This is a genomic window from Arthrobacter psychrochitiniphilus (assembly GCF_003185915.1).
Lineage (GTDB): Bacteria > Actinomycetota > Actinomycetes > Actinomycetales > Micrococcaceae > Specibacter > Specibacter psychrochitiniphilus.
This window is the reverse complement of the sequence record NZ_QHLZ01000006.1, coordinates 1-15,488: the sequence shown is the minus strand read 5'-3', so window position 1 is coordinate 15,488 and position 15,488 is coordinate 1. Positions and strand designations below refer to the sequence as shown.

General features: G+C 56.6%; 17 protein-coding genes. 7 read left to right on the top strand and 10 right to left on the bottom strand.

Translation table 11 applies throughout. The features are described from left to right. Positions 1-184: 184 nt before the first annotated feature. Positions 185-853, bottom strand: coding sequence for an aspartate/glutamate racemase family protein (locus tag CVS29_RS10415; protein ID WP_281268045.1), 669 nt, complete (start codon positions 851-853; stop codon positions 185-187). A gap of 374 nt (positions 854-1,227) precedes the next feature. Here CVS29_RS10415 and CVS29_RS10410 point away from each other — a divergent pair, with 374 nt between their 5' ends. From CVS29_RS10410 to CVS29_RS10395, 4 genes are all read left to right on the top strand, one after another. Then, positions 1,228-1,758 carry an NmrA family NAD(P)-binding protein gene (locus CVS29_RS10410; RefSeq protein WP_110106272.1) on the top strand — a complete coding sequence of 177 codons (531 nt, stop codon included), beginning with the start codon at positions 1,228-1,230 and terminating at the stop codon, positions 1,756-1,758. Between the two features lie 113 nt (positions 1,759-1,871). Beyond that, the gene (locus tag CVS29_RS10405; protein ID WP_110106271.1) at positions 1,872-2,651 is read left to right on the top strand and encodes a type 1 glutamine amidotransferase domain-containing protein; all 780 of its coding nucleotides are present in this window, start codon (positions 1,872-1,874) and stop codon (positions 2,649-2,651) included. Positions 2,652-2,921: 270 nt separating this feature from the next. Further along, positions 2,922-3,755, top strand: a complete 834-nt coding sequence (locus CVS29_RS10400) for a DUF1206 domain-containing protein (protein ID WP_110106270.1) — start codon at positions 2,922-2,924, stop codon at positions 3,753-3,755. A 68-nt stretch (positions 3,756-3,823) separates the two neighbouring features. Beyond that, positions 3,824-4,477 (top strand): DUF488 domain-containing protein, encoded by a 654-nt coding sequence (locus CVS29_RS10395; protein ID WP_245932202.1) that lies wholly within the window; start codon positions 3,824-3,826, stop codon positions 4,475-4,477. Positions 4,478-4,554: 77 nt separating this feature from the next. On the opposite strand, the gene CVS29_RS10390 is transcribed toward CVS29_RS10395, so the two are convergent. Continuing rightward, a complete protein-coding gene (locus tag CVS29_RS10390; protein WP_110106269.1) occupies positions 4,555-5,223 on the bottom strand; it encodes a response regulator transcription factor in 669 nt (222 codons plus the stop codon). 85 nt (positions 5,224-5,308) lie between these two features. On the opposite strand from CVS29_RS10390, the gene CVS29_RS10385 reads away from it, so the two are divergent. Next, on the top strand, positions 5,309-5,578 hold the full coding sequence (locus tag CVS29_RS10385; protein WP_110106268.1) for a hypothetical protein: 270 nt from the start codon (positions 5,309-5,311) through the stop codon (positions 5,576-5,578). Positions 5,579-5,963: 385 nt separating this feature from the next. After that, entirely contained in the window at positions 5,964-6,812 is an 849-nt protein-coding gene (locus CVS29_RS10380) for a sigma-70 family RNA polymerase sigma factor (RefSeq protein WP_170120954.1), read from the top strand. Between the two features lie 78 nt (positions 6,813-6,890). Here CVS29_RS10380 and CVS29_RS10375 read toward each other — a convergent pair whose 3' ends face one another. The 6 genes from CVS29_RS10375 to CVS29_RS10350 form a co-directional block, all read right to left on the bottom strand. Continuing rightward, positions 6,891-7,151 (bottom strand): GlsB/YeaQ/YmgE family stress response membrane protein, encoded by a 261-nt coding sequence (locus CVS29_RS10375; RefSeq protein ID WP_110106266.1) that lies wholly within the window; start codon positions 7,149-7,151, stop codon positions 6,891-6,893. Positions 7,152-7,229: 78 nt separating this feature from the next. Continuing rightward, positions 7,230-7,415, bottom strand: a complete 186-nt coding sequence (locus CVS29_RS10370) for a CsbD family protein (protein WP_110106265.1) — start codon at positions 7,413-7,415, stop codon at positions 7,230-7,232. Between the two features lie 194 nt (positions 7,416-7,609). Beyond that, entirely contained in the window at positions 7,610-8,914 is a 1,305-nt protein-coding gene (locus CVS29_RS10365; protein WP_110106264.1) for a glycosyltransferase, read from the bottom strand. Further along, the gene (locus tag CVS29_RS10360; protein ID WP_110106263.1) at positions 8,911-11,121 is read right to left on the bottom strand and encodes a glycosyltransferase; all 2,211 of its coding nucleotides are present in this window, start codon (positions 11,119-11,121) and stop codon (positions 8,911-8,913) included. Before CVS29_RS10360 ends, CVS29_RS10365 begins: the two co-directional genes overlap by 4 nt. Positions 11,122-11,335: 214 nt before the next feature. Beyond that, positions 11,336-11,728 carry a VOC family protein gene (locus tag CVS29_RS10355; RefSeq protein WP_110106262.1) on the bottom strand — a complete coding sequence of 131 codons (393 nt, stop codon included), beginning with the start codon at positions 11,726-11,728 and terminating at the stop codon, positions 11,336-11,338. Positions 11,729-11,843: 115 nt separating this feature from the next. Further along, positions 11,844-12,695, bottom strand: coding sequence for an SDR family oxidoreductase (locus CVS29_RS10350; protein ID WP_110106261.1), 852 nt, complete (start codon positions 12,693-12,695; stop codon positions 11,844-11,846). A gap of 207 nt (positions 12,696-12,902) precedes the next feature. Here CVS29_RS10350 and CVS29_RS10345 point away from each other — a divergent pair, with 207 nt between their 5' ends. Then, positions 12,903-13,559: a pyridoxine/pyridoxamine 5'-phosphate oxidase gene (locus tag CVS29_RS10345; protein ID WP_110106260.1), complete on the top strand. Its 657-nt coding sequence runs from the start codon at positions 12,903-12,905 to the stop codon at positions 13,557-13,559. A 779-nt stretch (positions 13,560-14,338) separates the two neighbouring features. Here the strand turns inward: CVS29_RS10345 and leuD are convergent. Continuing rightward, complete coding sequence (gene leuD / locus CVS29_RS10340) at positions 14,339-14,938, bottom strand: 3-isopropylmalate dehydratase small subunit (RefSeq protein WP_110106259.1); 600 nt, start codon at positions 14,936-14,938, stop codon at positions 14,339-14,341. 10 nt (positions 14,939-14,948) lie between these two features. Then, positions 14,949-15,488 (bottom strand): aconitase family protein (locus CVS29_RS10335; RefSeq protein WP_245932180.1); only part of this gene is annotated, 540 nt, incomplete at its 5' end.

The window sequence follows — 15,488 nt, the reverse complement described above, 5'->3', positions numbered from 1 at the left end:
GAATTTGCTTGCGTCTGAAAAATTGTATGGAAAGGCAAATGAGCCTGCCTTCAGCAGTGACTCCAACGCCACTACTCCGGAGCAATTTTACTCTGCCAACACCGTGATATTCCGCCTAGGCACAGCAATGCATTACTCAGGGAATCACGTCCACACCACACCATTGTTGGACGAATAAGAAAGATCAGTCCGCTGTAAACAGATCAGTACCCAACCTCGTCAGAACAAGCCGGCAGGCGCTGGGGATGGGCTCAATGATGACCGCAATGTTTTCAGCAGAGAGCCTGCGGGCCGTTTCACTGAGCGGCCCACCAGCAATTATTACCGCCTGAGCGCCACTAGCAACCGATTCCCCTACAGCTTGACGCAGCTCCAGGAATTGCCGTTGCGGATCTGCAGCGAGTGCCAACGGTCCGCTGGTTGTCAGCTTGACCCCGCGGAAATACTCGGCTCGGTCATGATTCATGACCAGATGCCTCAGCGAGGGCACTAGCAACGGGGTACTGGTTGCCATACCGAAAGTTCTGCCGCCCTCAGACGCGGCCAAGATCGAGGCTTCACCTATTCCCACTACGGGGACCGTCACCTCGTCGCTAAGTTCTTGACGCCCAGGATCACCAATGGCAGCAACCATGATTGCCACTACATCCGGACCGTCAGGACCGGCCAAGTAGGTTCGTACCACGTCGAGAACATGGGTTGCTGCAGCCTCGAGACTTGCTGGATCGATGATCATTCTGGGCCCATGAAAAGCTGTAATGCCCACAGCTGCTAAGCCGCTACCGCGCAGTTCAAGCGTTGCTAAATCTTGCATCATTGCTGTAGTTTTTGGGTTCGTGTTGGGGTTGACCATCAGAATTACCCGACGCTTAGTGGACATAAACAGCCTGTTCCTCTTCTTCTAAAGCTTTGCCAAAAGGTCCGTAATGGTCGGCAACTACACACAGAATCAGGGGAAGAGCCCGCCAGCAAGTGAGCCGACGGCCAACATGATCGAGGTACCAAATCCCACAACTATGGCAATACTAGTATCAAGAAAAGCTATGCAATGTCCCCCAAGTACAGCCCCGAATGGCCGCTGCAGTGAGTGCCTTCTTGCGCGGCATTCAACTGGCAAGCTAAGTTGCCCTCGCCGCGCTGATTAGCGGACCCGGACTGCATGAGGAGCGTGAACCACCCTGAACAAATGCACCCATCCTGCGGGGCGTGTTTGAGTATGATCTGACTATGACAACTCATGTCCTCGTTGCCGGTGCTACCGGTGATCTTGGGAGCCGGATCATGCGCGAACTTCTGCTGAGGGATACCCACATCAGGGTTCTCACCCGTCCGGGCAGTGGAAAAGCACAAGCAATGTACGGCAATAACAACCGCATGGAGATCGTCGAGGTACATTACTCCGATCAGTCAGCCCTATCTACCGCCCATTTAGACGTTGAGACGGTGATCTCTTCGGCGACCGGGTCACTGCCCCCCGACATCGCCCGCACCATGTCCGATCTGAGCGGAACTCCGTACAATTTGCTGTGGGCTGGCACCACGAATGTGCTCCCAGCCATTAGCAAGGTTGCCCAACGCTTCTGGAAGGATCCGCTCGCCACGTTTCCCGCTTGGCAGGGAATGCAGTACTTCATGAGCACGTTCTCTGGCCAATCACAGTTGCGCCATGTTGAGAACAACCGCTATGGCAAACATCCTTGGACCACGGTGAAGGATGTTCTCGCCCAGCATGGCCTGGACAACGCAAACCAACACTGATCCCGGACCAGCTGAGGCCAAAAATAGCAGTGTCAAATCTGTCCTGACTCGGCATGGTCTATGCACTTCGTCCTCGATTCGCCTAGGGTGGGCAAGGACGAAAGGAACATTTCATGAAGAAAATCCTCATGGTACTGACCAGCGTTTCAGAGATTCCCGGTACGGGCGAGAAGACTGGCTACAACGTGGCCGAAGCCGCTCATCCTTGGAAGGTCTTCAAGGATTCCGGCCATTTCGTTGACTTCGCCTCTATCCAAGGAGGTCAGCCCCCGCAGAACGAGGTGGACACCGACGATCCCATCCAGGTGGCCTTCACCCAGGACGAGGCTACGCGCGCCGGCCTGTACAACACAGCCCGCGTCGACGTCGTAGATCCAGAGCAGTACGACGCCGTCTATCTGGTAGGCGGCCACGGAACCATGTGGGATTTCCCGGAAAGCAAGGGCCTTCAGCAACTGGTAGCCAGTGTTTACAACGCGGGCAACGTGGTGGGCGCGGTCTGCCACGGCCCAGCTGGCTTGGTGAACGTGGAGCTGGCGAACGGGATACACCTCGTCAATGGACGGAAGGTCGCTGCCTTCACCAATGACGAAGAGGTAGCCGCGGGCAAGGACAAAGTTATCCCCTTCTTCCTGGCGGACCGCCTGGAGGAGAAGGGTGCAACCCACGTCTTTGCCGACGTCTTCGAGGAAAAAGTTGTGGTTGATGACCGGCTGGTAACCGGACAGAACCCAGCCTCAGCCGCGGGGGTGGCAAAGGAGATGGAGAAGCTCTTTGCCGAGGTAATCCACCAAGAAAAAGCTGTGCTAGAGCAGGAAGCACAAGCTCTACGTGCAAAGAAGGACGCCGAGAAGGCGGCTGCTGCAGCTGCTGCGGCGGATACTGAGCACTAACGCTACAAGCACCTTCAGGCAACGGCCGTCCTTCCCTTGAAGGGCGGCCGTTGCCCGTTCAGTCCAAGGGTGGGTTACCCGCCACCAACAGGTACCGCATTAGCTACTCGCCCCTAGGGCCAGCGCGGCAACACCGCTTGAGTGATGCGGTCTGCGCTACGCTCAGCTGGCGTGAAAAGGCTCAGTATTCCCCTACCTGCCAGTGACTGCCAGTGACTGCCAGTGACAAAATAGGTAACATGACACAGCACGGTGTCATGTGGCCACTCGATGAAAGGCAACACCATTAAAAAAGATTTGAAGGACGCTGCAGGTGCCGCCGAGAACGCCGCGAACTCTCGGATCTTTGTCATCACCGCCCGAACAGGCTTTGCCGTCAGTGGTGCCTTGCATGTCTTGATCGGCTTGATCGCCATACAGTTAGCCTTCGGTAAAGCCGCGCAGGCAGACCAAGGTGGTGCCATGGCCCAACTTGCCCAGGGAACCGCCGGTGCGTTCCTGCTTTGGCTTGGTTTCACGGCCTGTGCGGCACTGGCCTTATGGCAACTCAGTGAAGTTGTTTTTGGGTATCGCGAACGTGAACCCAAATCAAAGCTGTGGAAAAAGCTTGCCGCAGCAGGGCAGGCGGTAGTTTTTTTGGCTATGGCCATAGCTTTTAGCTCGTTCGCTGTTGGTAACGGAAAAAATAGTGGACGGTCCACAAGCGACTCCACAGCCGAGATTATGAAGTTACCACTGGGACCGCTGCTGTTGATCTGCGTTGGTGTTGGCCTCATCGTGACAGGGGTGGTCTTCGCTGTCAGGGGTATCCGCACCTCTTTTAAGAAGAACCTTTCCTTACCCTCCTCAGCCGCTTTACGAGCAATCATCACCGGCCTAGGGCTCATTGGATACATCGCAAAAGGTATCGCGTTGTTTTTGGTGGGACTGCTCTTCATCATTGCCACCCTCCAGGCACGGCCCCAGGAGTCCACCGGATTAGATGGTGCGCTAAAAGCCGTGCGGGAGCAACCGTATGGGGTCTATCTCCTGACCCTCATTGGCGCAGGCCTAATCTGTTACGGGCTCTACCAAATTGCCAAGGCCAGATTCGTTAAAATGTGACACCACAGCACCACCGCGACCACAGGTAACTAGAACTGCACCACAGGCCTGACATAACTTAGTCCGTGATGGTAAAGACACTCCCCTGCGTTATCAAGGACATTTGCAACTTGGGTTTGCTGTGGCTGCGCCGAAGTTTGGAACCTCCAGCCTCCACCCGATACGGTGAGTTGATGGCGGACATCACACTCTTTACCATTGGACACTCCACCCACTCGATGGATGAATTCATTGCCCTCTTGAAGGCTCACGGGGTGAAGAAGGTTGTTGACGTACGCACCATACCCAAGTCCCGACACAACCCCCAGTTCATGGAGCATTCCCTAGCGGCCAGCCTGCGGGCGGCAGGGTTGACGTATCGACGGGTTGCTTCCTTGGGTGGTTTGCGCCATTTCAAGCCGGATAGTCCCAATGGTGGCTGGCGCAACAAGTCATTTCAAGGCTACGCCGACTACATGCAAACTGATGAGTTTCGTGAGGCCTTGGAGAATCTCATCCAACGCGCCCAGCACAACGATCTTGCCATCATGTGTGCTGAAGCGGTGCCGTGGCGTTGTCACCGGTCAATGATCGGTGATGCTCTTGTGGTCCGCGGCGTGAGAGTCCTTGACATTATGACCGAAAAGCGTGCAACAGAGCATGTGCTCCGCCCTTTTGCCCGCGTAGAACGAGAAAAAATCACCTATCCCCCCTATGAAGAAAACGACGGCCCGGCAGAATAGTCTCCAGCGGTATCGGTCAGTAATGAGATTGCTAGAGACGGGATGTAGTGGAGCCAACCCGCTGGGCCTTGAACTAGCTAGTCCCCGGGCTTCTGTGCAGGTGACGGTCGTGGCCGGACGCGTTTGTGGTCTGGGAAGAATCCGTGCTCGAGTCCCCAAAGGATGGCGTTGGAGCGGTCCGTTACGCCGATACGGCGGTAACAGCTTCGGATGAAGGTCTTGACGGTATTGATGGATAACCTGGCTCTTTCGGCTATTTCCGCGTTACTGAGGCCTTGGGTGATAAGGGCAAGGACTTCAGCCTCCCGTTGAGTCAGGCCCTCTTCGCGGCCAGGCCAATCACCAAGGCTCGATTTCGACTGTCCACTGGGACCGTGGAAAACTTGGCTTTCACCACGGTGGATATCGTGGAGGGCGCTAACAAGACGGGCCGCCGGAAGGCCTTTGGATAAGTACCCGCTGGCGCCGTTGGCCAGTGCAGCGTTGATCCGTGTTTCATCAAGGTCCCACGAATAGACAACCACCTTGCCTGCCAGCGGATTGCTTGCCAACTCATGCACATCCACACCGTCTCCCGGCAAAGCCGCGAACGTATCATAAAGCGTGATATCGGCAGTCCTCGCCACATTTCGGTTGAGGTCCAGTTCAACCACCTCCACGGTATCCCCATAAGACCGAAGCATCATCTCCAGCCCTCGAAGCACGATTTCATAGTCATCTACCAGAGCGACGCGAAGGTTTACCATTCTTCCACTTTAGAGCAGGAGGGGGCGCAAGAGTCCACCCCTTAGGGTGAAGACGTTAACCCCATCCAAAAATTAGGATTTAGGGATGAATACAGCACAAACCCAGAACAAAACCGCGCCTGAGGACGACGATCTCGGCCAGGCGAGCGTTCGGGAACTTATTGTTCAATTGGCCCTAGCCGAGGATGAGCATCGAAACACCGCAAACCCCACGAAGATCGCTGCACTGACCCGGCGCGAACAAGCAATCATCGGGGCGTTACAAAGAGGTGGGCTGGGGACCACAACCCTGGCCAGCCCACACAAACTTGGTCCGTCAACAGGCTTCTCCTCTGAAAACCTCGTGGGTAAATAGTGTCAGCAGAGACCAAGACACGGCTAAGCCTTAGTCAGACGGAGTATCCGTATATTCGATCACCGAAAAACCTGCAAGCAACCGCCGTAAGGGTGGTGGTTAGGGATGCCGGCATCGAGATTCACGGATATGCGGTTGCACGCGAGGGGAACCACGTTTCTATTGTGTGGACTGTAGCATCCGGCCGGCACCGTCAGCGTACTTTCTCGGCCGATAACGTTTTCCTGTCAGGATTCGGCCACGGCTGGGACGGATACCCGATCCCTTTCGAGAACCTCGCTGCCCTACGTCCGGCAGCGCACTGACCGCGGCGGAAGTGTGCAGCATGCTGTTCTCGCAAACTCAGCGGTCCAGACTTCAAGAGAGCGTACGTCAGGAGCAGAGCATGCCCACTGTTTATCAACAAGTCAGCATTTCTCCCTTGTCCCCTGACTCCAAACCGGGAAATGCGTTGCAGGAGTCAGCCTCCCGAACTTTTTCACTAGGACCCTCGCCTCTTGACCTTCCCCTCTCCCCACACGCAGCGATTTCAAAGTCCGGCGCGGGCGCGGCTCAATTGGTGCTGCAGTTCATGGGTCTAGCCGATGCTCTCTCGCGCCGCTATAGTGCGCCCGGGTGTGAGGCCGAAGACTTGCAGCAGGTAGCCAGGCTTGGACTCGTAAAGGCTGCCAGAAGGTATCGCGAATCCGGAAATCATGGGTTCATGGCCTTTGCCGTGCCCACCATCACTGGGGAGCTCAAACGGTATCTCAGGGATCATTCTTGGGTGGTGCGGCCGCCTAGGCCCATCCAGGAAGCCAGGCTCAAAATCAGGCAGGTGCGCCCCGAGCTGACGCAGCATCTAGGCAAGGCTCCCTCAACTGCCGATCTGAGTGTGGCAGCTGGCTTATCAGTGGCGGAAACCACACTGGCCTTGTTAGCGGAGATGGCAATGGTGGCCCAGCCGATTGAACAAAATGACGCGCCAACAAGCTACGAGGGCCAAGTCCATGCCGCCCGTCTGGCGACGGAGGACCCCGGATATGAACGAGTTGAGCAAAAGCTAACGCTTGAAGCGGCTTTGCGGGACACGAGCGAGGAAGATAGGCGCCTACTTCATTTGCGCTTCGTGCTTGAGTTCTCGCAAGGGCAGATTGCTCAGGAATTCGGGGTCAGTCAAATGCAAATTTCCCGACGCCTCCAACGGTTACTCGACCGCCTCGGGCGCCGGCTGACCGATCCCGCGGATAAGTAGACGAAAACGCTGTAAATAGCTTGAAGTGAGCCTGTCCGCCATCCTCCCTAGAGGATGGCGGACAGGCTCACACTAATCTCAGGCCTTGCGCCCCACAATGGCGCCATAGATGCCCAAAACCACCAGTGAACCTACAATGGCGACCAGCCAGGTTTGCAGGCTCCAAAAATTCTCAAGCCCGACGCCGAAGATCGCACTACCGATCCATCCCCCGAGCAAGGCCCCCACCACTCCTAAGAGCATGGTGATCAGGATGCCGCCACTTTGGCGGCCGGGGAGGATAGCTTTTGCTATCGCACCAACAATGAGTCCCAGTATCAGGAACGCAATAAAACCCATGAAATAACTCCTTTTAGTTCAACTTCTCAGATCGAGGGGCGTGCCCATTGTGGGTTCACCCAGGTGACGGCGCAACCGTTAGCGGTCAGTGACGTCCTTGGCAGCATCTTTGATGTGCTCACCAGCCTGCTTGACACCGGCCTTGGCCTGGTCCGCTTGGCCCTCCGCTTCAAGGCCCTGATCATTCGTGGCTGAGCCGATGTGCTCCTTGGCCTTGCCCTTGAGCTCTTCGGCCTTATTCTCAAACTTGTCTGCGATACCCATGGTTGTCTCCTTCAGGGAACGAAAAGCATCAGAGGCCACCCGGCCGCTGCTTTTCGATCCGTTTCCCGGGCTCAGCGGCAATGGCGCCACGAGCCTCAACCATTACAATTCCCCCAACTGAGGAATCCAAACATTTTCGATGCCAAGTTCTCTGCTGCGTTAACCTCATAACGAGCCAAAGCAGGGGTCAGAAACTAGGCATTCCGAGCAGAACGTATCCGGTTCGGCCCATCTCCTTGGCGCAGTGTTTGCCCGAGCTCATGCAACGCCGTGCGCTTATCCATTGGCAGTGCCAACATGGTTTCAAGAGCACGTTTGATCTCTTCCACGGTGGCTGTGTTTGGTGCGAGGGCTGCACCAAAGCCGGTGGATTCAAGAGCAGCGGCGCCGGCGAACTGGTCAGTGGAGAAGGGTAGAACCACCAACGGCACACCAAACGTCATTGATTCAGTGACACTGTTGTTGCCCCCATGGGTAACACCTACGGCAGCAGACTCCAGCAAGGTAACTTGCGGCAGGAATTCACCCACCAACCAATGGTCCGGAATTTCACCGAGGGACTCCAATTCCGTAGAACCATAGGCGATAGCAGCTCTAATCCCAGATTCACGTAGTGCCGTGACAACTTTGATCAGGACGTCCGAACGCACGGAAAGAAAGCTGCCGAAGCTGACGTATACATAGGGTTCATTGGTGGAGGCAATCCACTGTGAGACGCGCGGATCGGTTGGCTCAGCACGCACGGAGGAGCCCAGGAACAAGTGTTGTTGCAGCAGCTCCTTCCTTTCCATTGGCACCAACTCCTCAGGGTAGTTAAAAACGAGTAGGTCCCCGTGCTCTGCGAAAGCGTCCGGTGAAGGTGGGAGGTGGGGAGCCAACACGGCCAACGCTTGGTTCCACTCGGTGGTGAATGATTCACTGACCTGCAAACACAAGTTCTTCAGCTCTTGCAGTTCGCTCTCGTCAGGAGAGAATGCAGCCGGCCATGCCGGAGGATACCCATAGACTTCCGCGGCCAGGGGCAAGGGCAATGCCGTGGGATGGCCCAGGACCACGTCGATGTGATGGACCCCTGCAGCAACCATGGCAAGACGCGCGCTGAACGCCAAATGATCCACAATGATTGTGTGTGGTTGGATCTCCTCAATGATGGCCTGCACCGCCCTAGCCGTGCTGACAGGCTCCCACATCAGATCGTTCATGCGGGCCTCAGCCTGGAAGGTCAGGGTGTCTATCATCCCGTTGCGCGTGGCTGAGAAGAAGCCCCGCAGTGCATCATCCTCACCTTGAGGCTGTTCCTCGGCACGGATAACACCTGGGTTTGAGCCACGGCTAAGTTGCAGGGGTGTGTGTTCAAAGCCAAAGGACTCCACGATGGATGCTGTGGCAGGCCCGGTCGCAACCACAACCCTCTCGCCAGCAGCCAACCAGCTAGTTCCCAAGGCCGCCAGAGGATAAAGGTGTGAGGCGTAGTCTGGGCTAATGATCAAAAGTGTCATGCGCTGGCCATCAATTCTCGTCGCAATTGAACATCGTTTTGGTGCACGTTGCTGTACACCTGGTTCAGTGTGTGGGCCATCGCCTCTATAGTGAAGCGATCTTGGACAACACTGCGGGAGTAGAGCGCCCGTGTGTCTGTTACTTCATTAGCCGCACACACCAGCGCATCATTAATGGCCCCAGCCAGCAACGCAGTGTCCCAAGTGGTGGTAAGAAATCCAGTCCGCCCTTGTTCCACATACGTCGCGGGGCCACCAGCATCCGGGGCAACCACCAGTAAGCCTGTTGCCATGGCCTCCAAAAGCGCAATGCCAAACTCTTCCTTTAGGCTCCCGCAAACATACACACCATTGGGACCGGCAAAACCAGGAATTCCAGTGCGGGTTGCTGCGATCCATCGGGCAACTGTGTCGTTCGGGCGATGACCGGCAATCAACAGCCCTTCCTGGCTTTGCACCTCAGGACTGAGAGTTCCGTTGATGAGCTGGAGCTGTTCGCGTTCATCCGCTGAAGGATCTTGGAGATTCCCGCCAATGATCAAAAGGTTGGTCCGGTGACGCAGATCAGAACCTGCCCAGGCTTCAACTATCGTTGACATCCCCTTGACCCGGTGCAACCGGCCCACACTTGTCAGTAGCGGCAGCGCGCGCCGTTCGGCGGGAAGAGCGTTGAGAAGGTCCCGAAGTTCCAGCAGCGCCGGGCTAGCTGGACCCCCGAAGACGAGGGACTCAGCTTCAAGAACAGCCTGGTCAATCACGCCCAGATCAATGCCCTCAGGAACAATGGTGTGCCGCTGTGGTTCCTTGCCAATATCAATTCCAATCAGCTCGTTGATGTCGTGCCGAAGATTAGGCCGGGGGAAAAAAACGGTATGGGCTGAATTGGCGGCGAGTCGTTGAACAAGGCGGGCGCGGAACCAAAAATGTTCAATCTCGTCAGTGGTTCCAAAGTTTTCCCGGTTGAGAGTGCCAGCAAGATCCATGGAGTTGATGACTGCGTGCGGATCCGGTGCCACCGTGAACACCACCGGGATATCGAGGGCCCGGGCAACGTCGAAGGCGGCAAGGCTGCCTACATCTGCCATTCGCAAGTGAAGCACGTCAACGTTCCCGGCAGCCCTGAGTAGGCGGCTGATGCCACGCCGGGCAGCGACCCAAAAAGTCCAGGGATTCGCTGATTGTTTGGGGTCCTGCAGCAACGGTATATGGCCGTAGACGTGGCCTTGCTCGATGTTGCCCAATGCTGCCATGCTCTGTGATGCAGCTTCCGCTTTTCCTCGAGAAAGGGTGAGCACACGGTCAACCTGCAGGTTACGGCCCCCGCCCACCTGAACGTCATCTGGATTGCGTTGCTGACCAGCCACGAGGGCGTCACCAAGACGCACCAACAACGTGGCAATGCCGCCATTGTCACCGCTTCCGGAATGGCTTAGGTGCGCATCGATATCAGCGTTCAGAAAAAGTTGGGCAACTGTCAGATTTGAACCTTGTTGCGGCATGTCCAGGTCAATATCTGGAACGTCGTGGACATCGAGGTCCATGAGAGAGAGTCTGGCAACCTCCGCCAGATGGCCCCCTCCCTCAACGAGAAGTGTCAGCAGTTCTACTACTTTAGGCTGTCCCCTTCTTTGCCCCAAGGCTGCAACAGCCGCACTGCGTACGGACATGTCCTCGCCAGGGTCATTGGCCAGGCGCAACAGCAGCGTCGTGGAGATGGCGTGTTGCACCAAACCCAGCGTCTCCACCAACCGGTAGCGGCTTTCAACTCTAGCTACACCCAGCAGTGCACTTTCCAGCGAAACGGAAACCATTTCAGGGACGGAAGTACCCCACGCTTCAAGAGTCCGCTGGGATAACATCCCCGCAAATCCGCCAGAAGCAACGAGCCCAACAAGCCTGCCCATGGATTCTAGATGGGGAGAGCGGGAACGGTGTGCCCACGCCGCATGCTCACGAATGAAACCGTGTTCGCTGGAGAGGAGGTCAGAAAGAACACTGTCGGCCTCCTCATCCACCATCTGTCCCAATGCATGCGTTGCTGCAATCGCAACAATCTGGTCCTTGGAACTGATGGCGTTGCGGAGGATGCGGATGTTTCGCACACCACCGTTTTGGCTCGCTTGTACTGCCAGATCGTCTGCTAGCCGCAAGGCATCAACGAGACGATCAGCATGCTTCAAGGCGTCAAGACAGTTCTGAACCCTCACGCGTTTACCTCTTCATGGATAGTTTCTCGCCAAGATAGCAACTTACCTACAACAATGATAATAATCACTGACAGGTCAAATATGCCAAACGGGGTGTCACAGTTTACCCACAAGATCACTGCACGCATTCGGCTGTTCTGCAATCCAAAAGTCGAATCTTGTCGCCACGTTTGAGGCAACGAGGGTGTGATGAGCTGCACCCTCGTGAATGCGGCTAGTCTGCCGCTAAGAAGAATTCCAGAGCTATTCCGTCCGGATCCTTGAAACTGAGGGCTGTCCCGTAGGATGCCTCAACCAACCCGCTGTGCTTGACACCAAGTTTTTCGAGATGGTCGCGCCACTCGAGCAACCCTGCTCTACCCTTCACTGCGAATCCGATGTGATCGAGGCCGGGATTTTTTTCATCGAAGTCCTTTGCCGAACTGATGGTGTGCTGGGTCAGCCCCAAGGTGAGTCCGCCGGCGAGCGTGAAGATGCGGCGTATGAACGGACCATCATCCATATACCCCGTAGGTTCGGTTTCCCATAGTCGAGAATAGAAGCTTGTACTGACGGTTATGTCCGTCACTGTCAGCGCCAGATGGTCAATATGCGGCAGGGCAGGCATGAGTGTCCTCGTGGTAGTTTTCGGCGGCAAACCTCTCCCCAAGATACCGCATCTCAAATCCCAGAACGTGATGTGACTGATACAACCTTCCGGACCCATCCGAGCACCGGATCCCTTAGGCGTGGCGGACTCCGGCCCCGTCAAGAACGGCCGTGTAGCCTTCCCGATATGAGGGGTAGGAAAACACGAATCCAGTTTCCCGTAGCTTGTTGTTGCGGCATCGTTTGCCGTGACTCCCCTGCCCGCTCGAGGAATTGTTGGTGACTTCCGGCGCGGGCAAATCAAGGCTGCGTGCCAAGAATTCAACAACTTCGCGACGATCAACCGGGTGATCGTCAACGCCGATATAGACACTCTCAGGCCAATCCTGGCGGGTCATGAGGTGGATGACTGCGGCTGCCGCATCGTCACGATGAATCCGACTGCTGAATTCTGGCTCAGAGGAGATAGTCGCGATCCCCTGACGTACACGATCAATTTCCCGAGTACGGCCTGGCCCGTAAATTCCTCCAAGGCGCAGGATAACCGCCTCGGGAATCAGCTTGAGCAAGGTCTCCTCTGCTTCTAGCAGCACCACTGCAGTAGGCGAGGTGGGTTGGGCCAGCGTTGTCTCGTCAACCCAAGATCCATCGTCAACGCCGTACACCGCTGTTGATGACACGTACAGCACGCGCGGTGGCGCAGCGCAGTCTTCACGGATTGCCTCGGCAACGCGCAGGACGCTTTCTACGTAGGCGGACCTGTAGCCCTCCACACTGCGCTCATCGGGGCTCATGGCAATCACCACGATCGTGGCCTCCGCTGGTAGCTTCGGCACCTCTGCGGACAGATCAACAGCCTGTCCCTCGATTTCGGCTGGCAGTTTCGCAGCCGAGCGCCGAAGCCCTATTACCCGGTGGCCCAGAGAAGCGAACCGGAGTCCAACTTCAGTTCCGAGGTCACCACAGCCGGCAATCACTACAGCCATTTCATACTCCTCAGATCACACAGTTTGTTTGGATTTTCTCGATGCCCGGTTGCCGGGCATCGAGGAATGCTACGAGCTTATCCAAGATTTCTCGATGCCTTCACCGCCGCTCACCGCCGGCATATCCAATCGCGAACAGCCGTAGGCCGCTCTGCCATCAGCCGCTTCGGGCTTTCCTAATGATGTGCTGTTGTGGAGAATGAGAGCATGCAGACACGTGGCGATGGGTTCGGAGCGGTTCCACCAACTGTTGGGCAGGAGCCAGGTTTCGCTGTGGCGTCAGCCCCGGACCTCCCTCATGAGCTCTTCCTGCGCTGGCGTCAGGACGCGATCCATGCCGGTTTGACTGAGGCGTACGCAGCGATACTTTCCACTGTCGATGCGGACGGGATGCCCGATGCCAGGGTGCTAACCGTCAAGGACGTGAACGGCGATTGTGGTTTCAGGATCGCAACAGGTGACGACTCGACAAAAGGGGCCCAACTATTGGCAAATCCAAAGTGCGCTCTGACGTTCTACTGGAGTACGCTCAACCGCGTTGTGCGAATCCGCGGAACCGCGCACCGGGCTACCGCAGCAGAATCAGCCGCTGACTTCTTGACACGCCACCCGCAAACCAGAGTCAATGCTTTGGCTGCTCCACAGAGCTCCACCTTTGCAACAGATGCCGCACGCGAGGAACTCATCAAACAAGCTCAAGCCGCCATGGAGCTCGATCCGGAGATTGTTTCTCCCCAGTGGGCGGCATGGACTGTTGTACCTAAATCCGTGGAATTTTGGCAGGGCGATCCTCACCGCAACCACCAACGCCTGCGCTATCTACGGACCGATTCTGCGTGGGAAAAGCAGCGCTTGTGGCCGTGAGGTAGTGCCCGGGCCCGCCACTGGAACGTCAGTACAGGGTCAGCAGAAACTGCAGTCAACGATTAATTTTGGTCTGACGCCTACTGATTAAATGCATGACAGAACACCATAATCGTGTGTCCGGAACCTGAGGGTGTGGTTCGAGCGTTGCTTCTTACTGCCGGCTTGGGCTCAACACTAAATCTGAATGAAGCCAATTTTTCCATTGTTCGGTTAAATTTTGATTGACACTATGTGCACGGAAATAGGCAGGCCTCTTCCCAAAAACCACGAGCACCCTGGCAGTCTTAGCTGGGGTGCTCTGACGAGTTCACGCTCCATCAAATCATGCTGCCGTTGTGTGGGCCGCGACCTCAATCAACCGTACGGAGTGTAAAGGCGAAACCTTGGCGAAAGCCACCACAACTCTCGCCATCGAACGTCGGAGGGCTGTACTTAGCCTCTTCGAAACCCAAAGCCTGAAAAGAATATTGTGCATTTTCAGATGCCGCAATAGGCTTCCAGTGTCTTGTTTTTTTCGCGTGATCCCGAAATAGCTCAGGCTTCAGAGCGGCACTTCACGGGGCTCCGTGCGCGAGGTTATAGGGTGGTGCGTTGGGTTTGGGATGACTTGCGTGATGCACGCCGGCTGGTGGCACTGCTGAACGCTGCGGGGTTGCCTTCAAATAAGTGAAGTTGCGCCCCATTCCTTAGCAATTCGAGGCCGGCATTGTTCGTAAACCAAAAAGCCGACCCACCCCTGAAGGGACGGGCCGGCTATCACTACCGTGTGGCTGAAGTTAGACCTTGGCTGGCAGGGTTGTGGGTTTGATCGAGGGGCGCGTGGCCTCGAACGCGGTGATGTCGGGTTCGTTGCGCAGTGTCAGGCCAATGTCATCGAGGCCTTCGAGTAGGCGCCAGCGGGTGTAGTCATCAATCTGGAACGGGGCCACCACGGTGCCTGCCGTGACCATCTTGGCCACCAGGTCCACTGTGACCGCGGTGCCCGGAGCGTTCTCCAACACCTTCCAGATCAGCTCAATGTCATCCTGGGCCAGCTCAGCAGCAACCAGGCCCTGCTTGCCGGAGTTGCCACGGAAAATATCGGCAAAGCGAGAAGACAGCACGGCCTTGAAACCGTAGTCCTTCAACGCCCACACCGCGTGTTCACGCGAGGAACCCGTACCAAAATCAGCACCAGCAACCAGCACGGACCCGGCCGTGTACGGTTCCTGGTTCAAAATGAATTCCGGATCCTTGCGCCAGCTGGAGAACAGGGCGTCCTCGAACCCGGTACGAGTAATCCGCTTCAAATACACGGCAGGGATGATCTGGTCCGTGTCAACGTTGCTCTGGCGCAGCGGAACACCAACGCCGGTGTGGGTAGAAAACTTTTCCATGGTGAGCTCCTTACGCTACTGAGTTGGCGGGTTCGAGGGTGGCTGGTTCAAGGTCCGAGGGCGAACTGAGGGTTCCGCGGATAGCGGTAGCAGCTGCCACCACGGGAGAAACCAGGTGAGTACGCCCGCCCTTGCCTTGGCGGCCTTCAAAGTTGCGGTTGGACGTGGACGCGCAGCGCTCGCCCGGTTCCAACTGGTCCGGGTTCATGCCCAAGCACATGGAACAACCGGCAAATCGCCACTCCGCACCAAAGTCCATGAACACCTTGTCCAGGCCCTCGGCTTCTGCTTCCAAACGGACGCGGGCGGAACCGGGGACCACCAACATGCGGATGTTCGGGTCCTTTTCGCGGCCGCGGATAATATCCGCCGCGGAGCGCAGGTCCTCAATGCGGGAGTTGGTGCAGGAACCCAAGAACACCGTGTCAACACGGATGTCCTTCATGGGCGTACCGGGCTCCAAGTCCATGTAGGCCAGTGCACGCTCAGCAGCGGCCTTGGCATTCTCATCACCAAAATCAGACGGGAACGGGATAGTCTGCGACAGGGA

What these genes read in the sequence shown, in the direction of transcription:
- CVS29_RS10415 (WP_281268045.1), bottom strand. Translation starts at nt 853, where the DNA reads ATGGTCAACCCCAACACGAACCCAAAAACTACAGCAATGATGCAAGAT.
- CVS29_RS10410 (WP_110106272.1), top strand. Translation starts at nt 1,228, where the DNA reads ATGACAACTCATGTCCTCGTTGCCGGTGCTACCGGTGATCTTGGGAGC.
- CVS29_RS10405 (WP_110106271.1), top strand. Translation starts at nt 1,872, where the DNA reads ATGAAGAAAATCCTCATGGTACTGACCAGCGTTTCAGAGATTCCCGGT.
- CVS29_RS10400 (WP_110106270.1), top strand. Translation starts at nt 2,922, where the DNA reads ATGAAAGGCAACACCATTAAAAAAGATTTGAAGGACGCTGCAGGTGCC.
- CVS29_RS10395 (WP_245932202.1), top strand. Translation starts at nt 3,824, where the DNA reads ATGGTAAAGACACTCCCCTGCGTTATCAAGGACATTTGCAACTTGGGT.
- CVS29_RS10390 (WP_110106269.1), bottom strand. Translation starts at nt 5,223, where the DNA reads ATGGTAAACCTTCGCGTCGCTCTGGTAGATGACTATGAAATCGTGCTT.
- CVS29_RS10385 (WP_110106268.1), top strand. Translation starts at nt 5,309, where the DNA reads ATGAATACAGCACAAACCCAGAACAAAACCGCGCCTGAGGACGACGAT.
- CVS29_RS10380 (WP_170120954.1), top strand. Translation starts at nt 5,964, where the DNA reads ATGCCCACTGTTTATCAACAAGTCAGCATTTCTCCCTTGTCCCCTGAC.
- CVS29_RS10375 (WP_110106266.1), bottom strand. Translation starts at nt 7,151, where the DNA reads ATGGGTTTTATTGCGTTCCTGATACTGGGACTCATTGTTGGTGCGATA.
- CVS29_RS10370 (WP_110106265.1), bottom strand. Translation starts at nt 7,415, where the DNA reads ATGGGTATCGCAGACAAGTTTGAGAATAAGGCCGAAGAGCTCAAGGGC.
- CVS29_RS10365 (WP_110106264.1), bottom strand. Translation starts at nt 8,914, where the DNA reads ATGACACTTTTGATCATTAGCCCAGACTACGCCTCACACCTTTATCCT.
- CVS29_RS10355 (WP_110106262.1), bottom strand. Translation starts at nt 11,728, where the DNA reads ATGCCTGCCCTGCCGCATATTGACCATCTGGCGCTGACAGTGACGGAC.
- CVS29_RS10350 (WP_110106261.1), bottom strand. Translation starts at nt 12,695, where the DNA reads ATGGCTGTAGTGATTGCCGGCTGTGGTGACCTCGGAACTGAAGTTGGA.
- CVS29_RS10345 (WP_110106260.1), top strand. Translation starts at nt 12,903, where the DNA reads ATGCAGACACGTGGCGATGGGTTCGGAGCGGTTCCACCAACTGTTGGG.
- leuD (WP_110106259.1), bottom strand. Translation starts at nt 14,938, where the DNA reads ATGGAAAAGTTTTCTACCCACACCGGCGTTGGTGTTCCGCTGCGCCAG.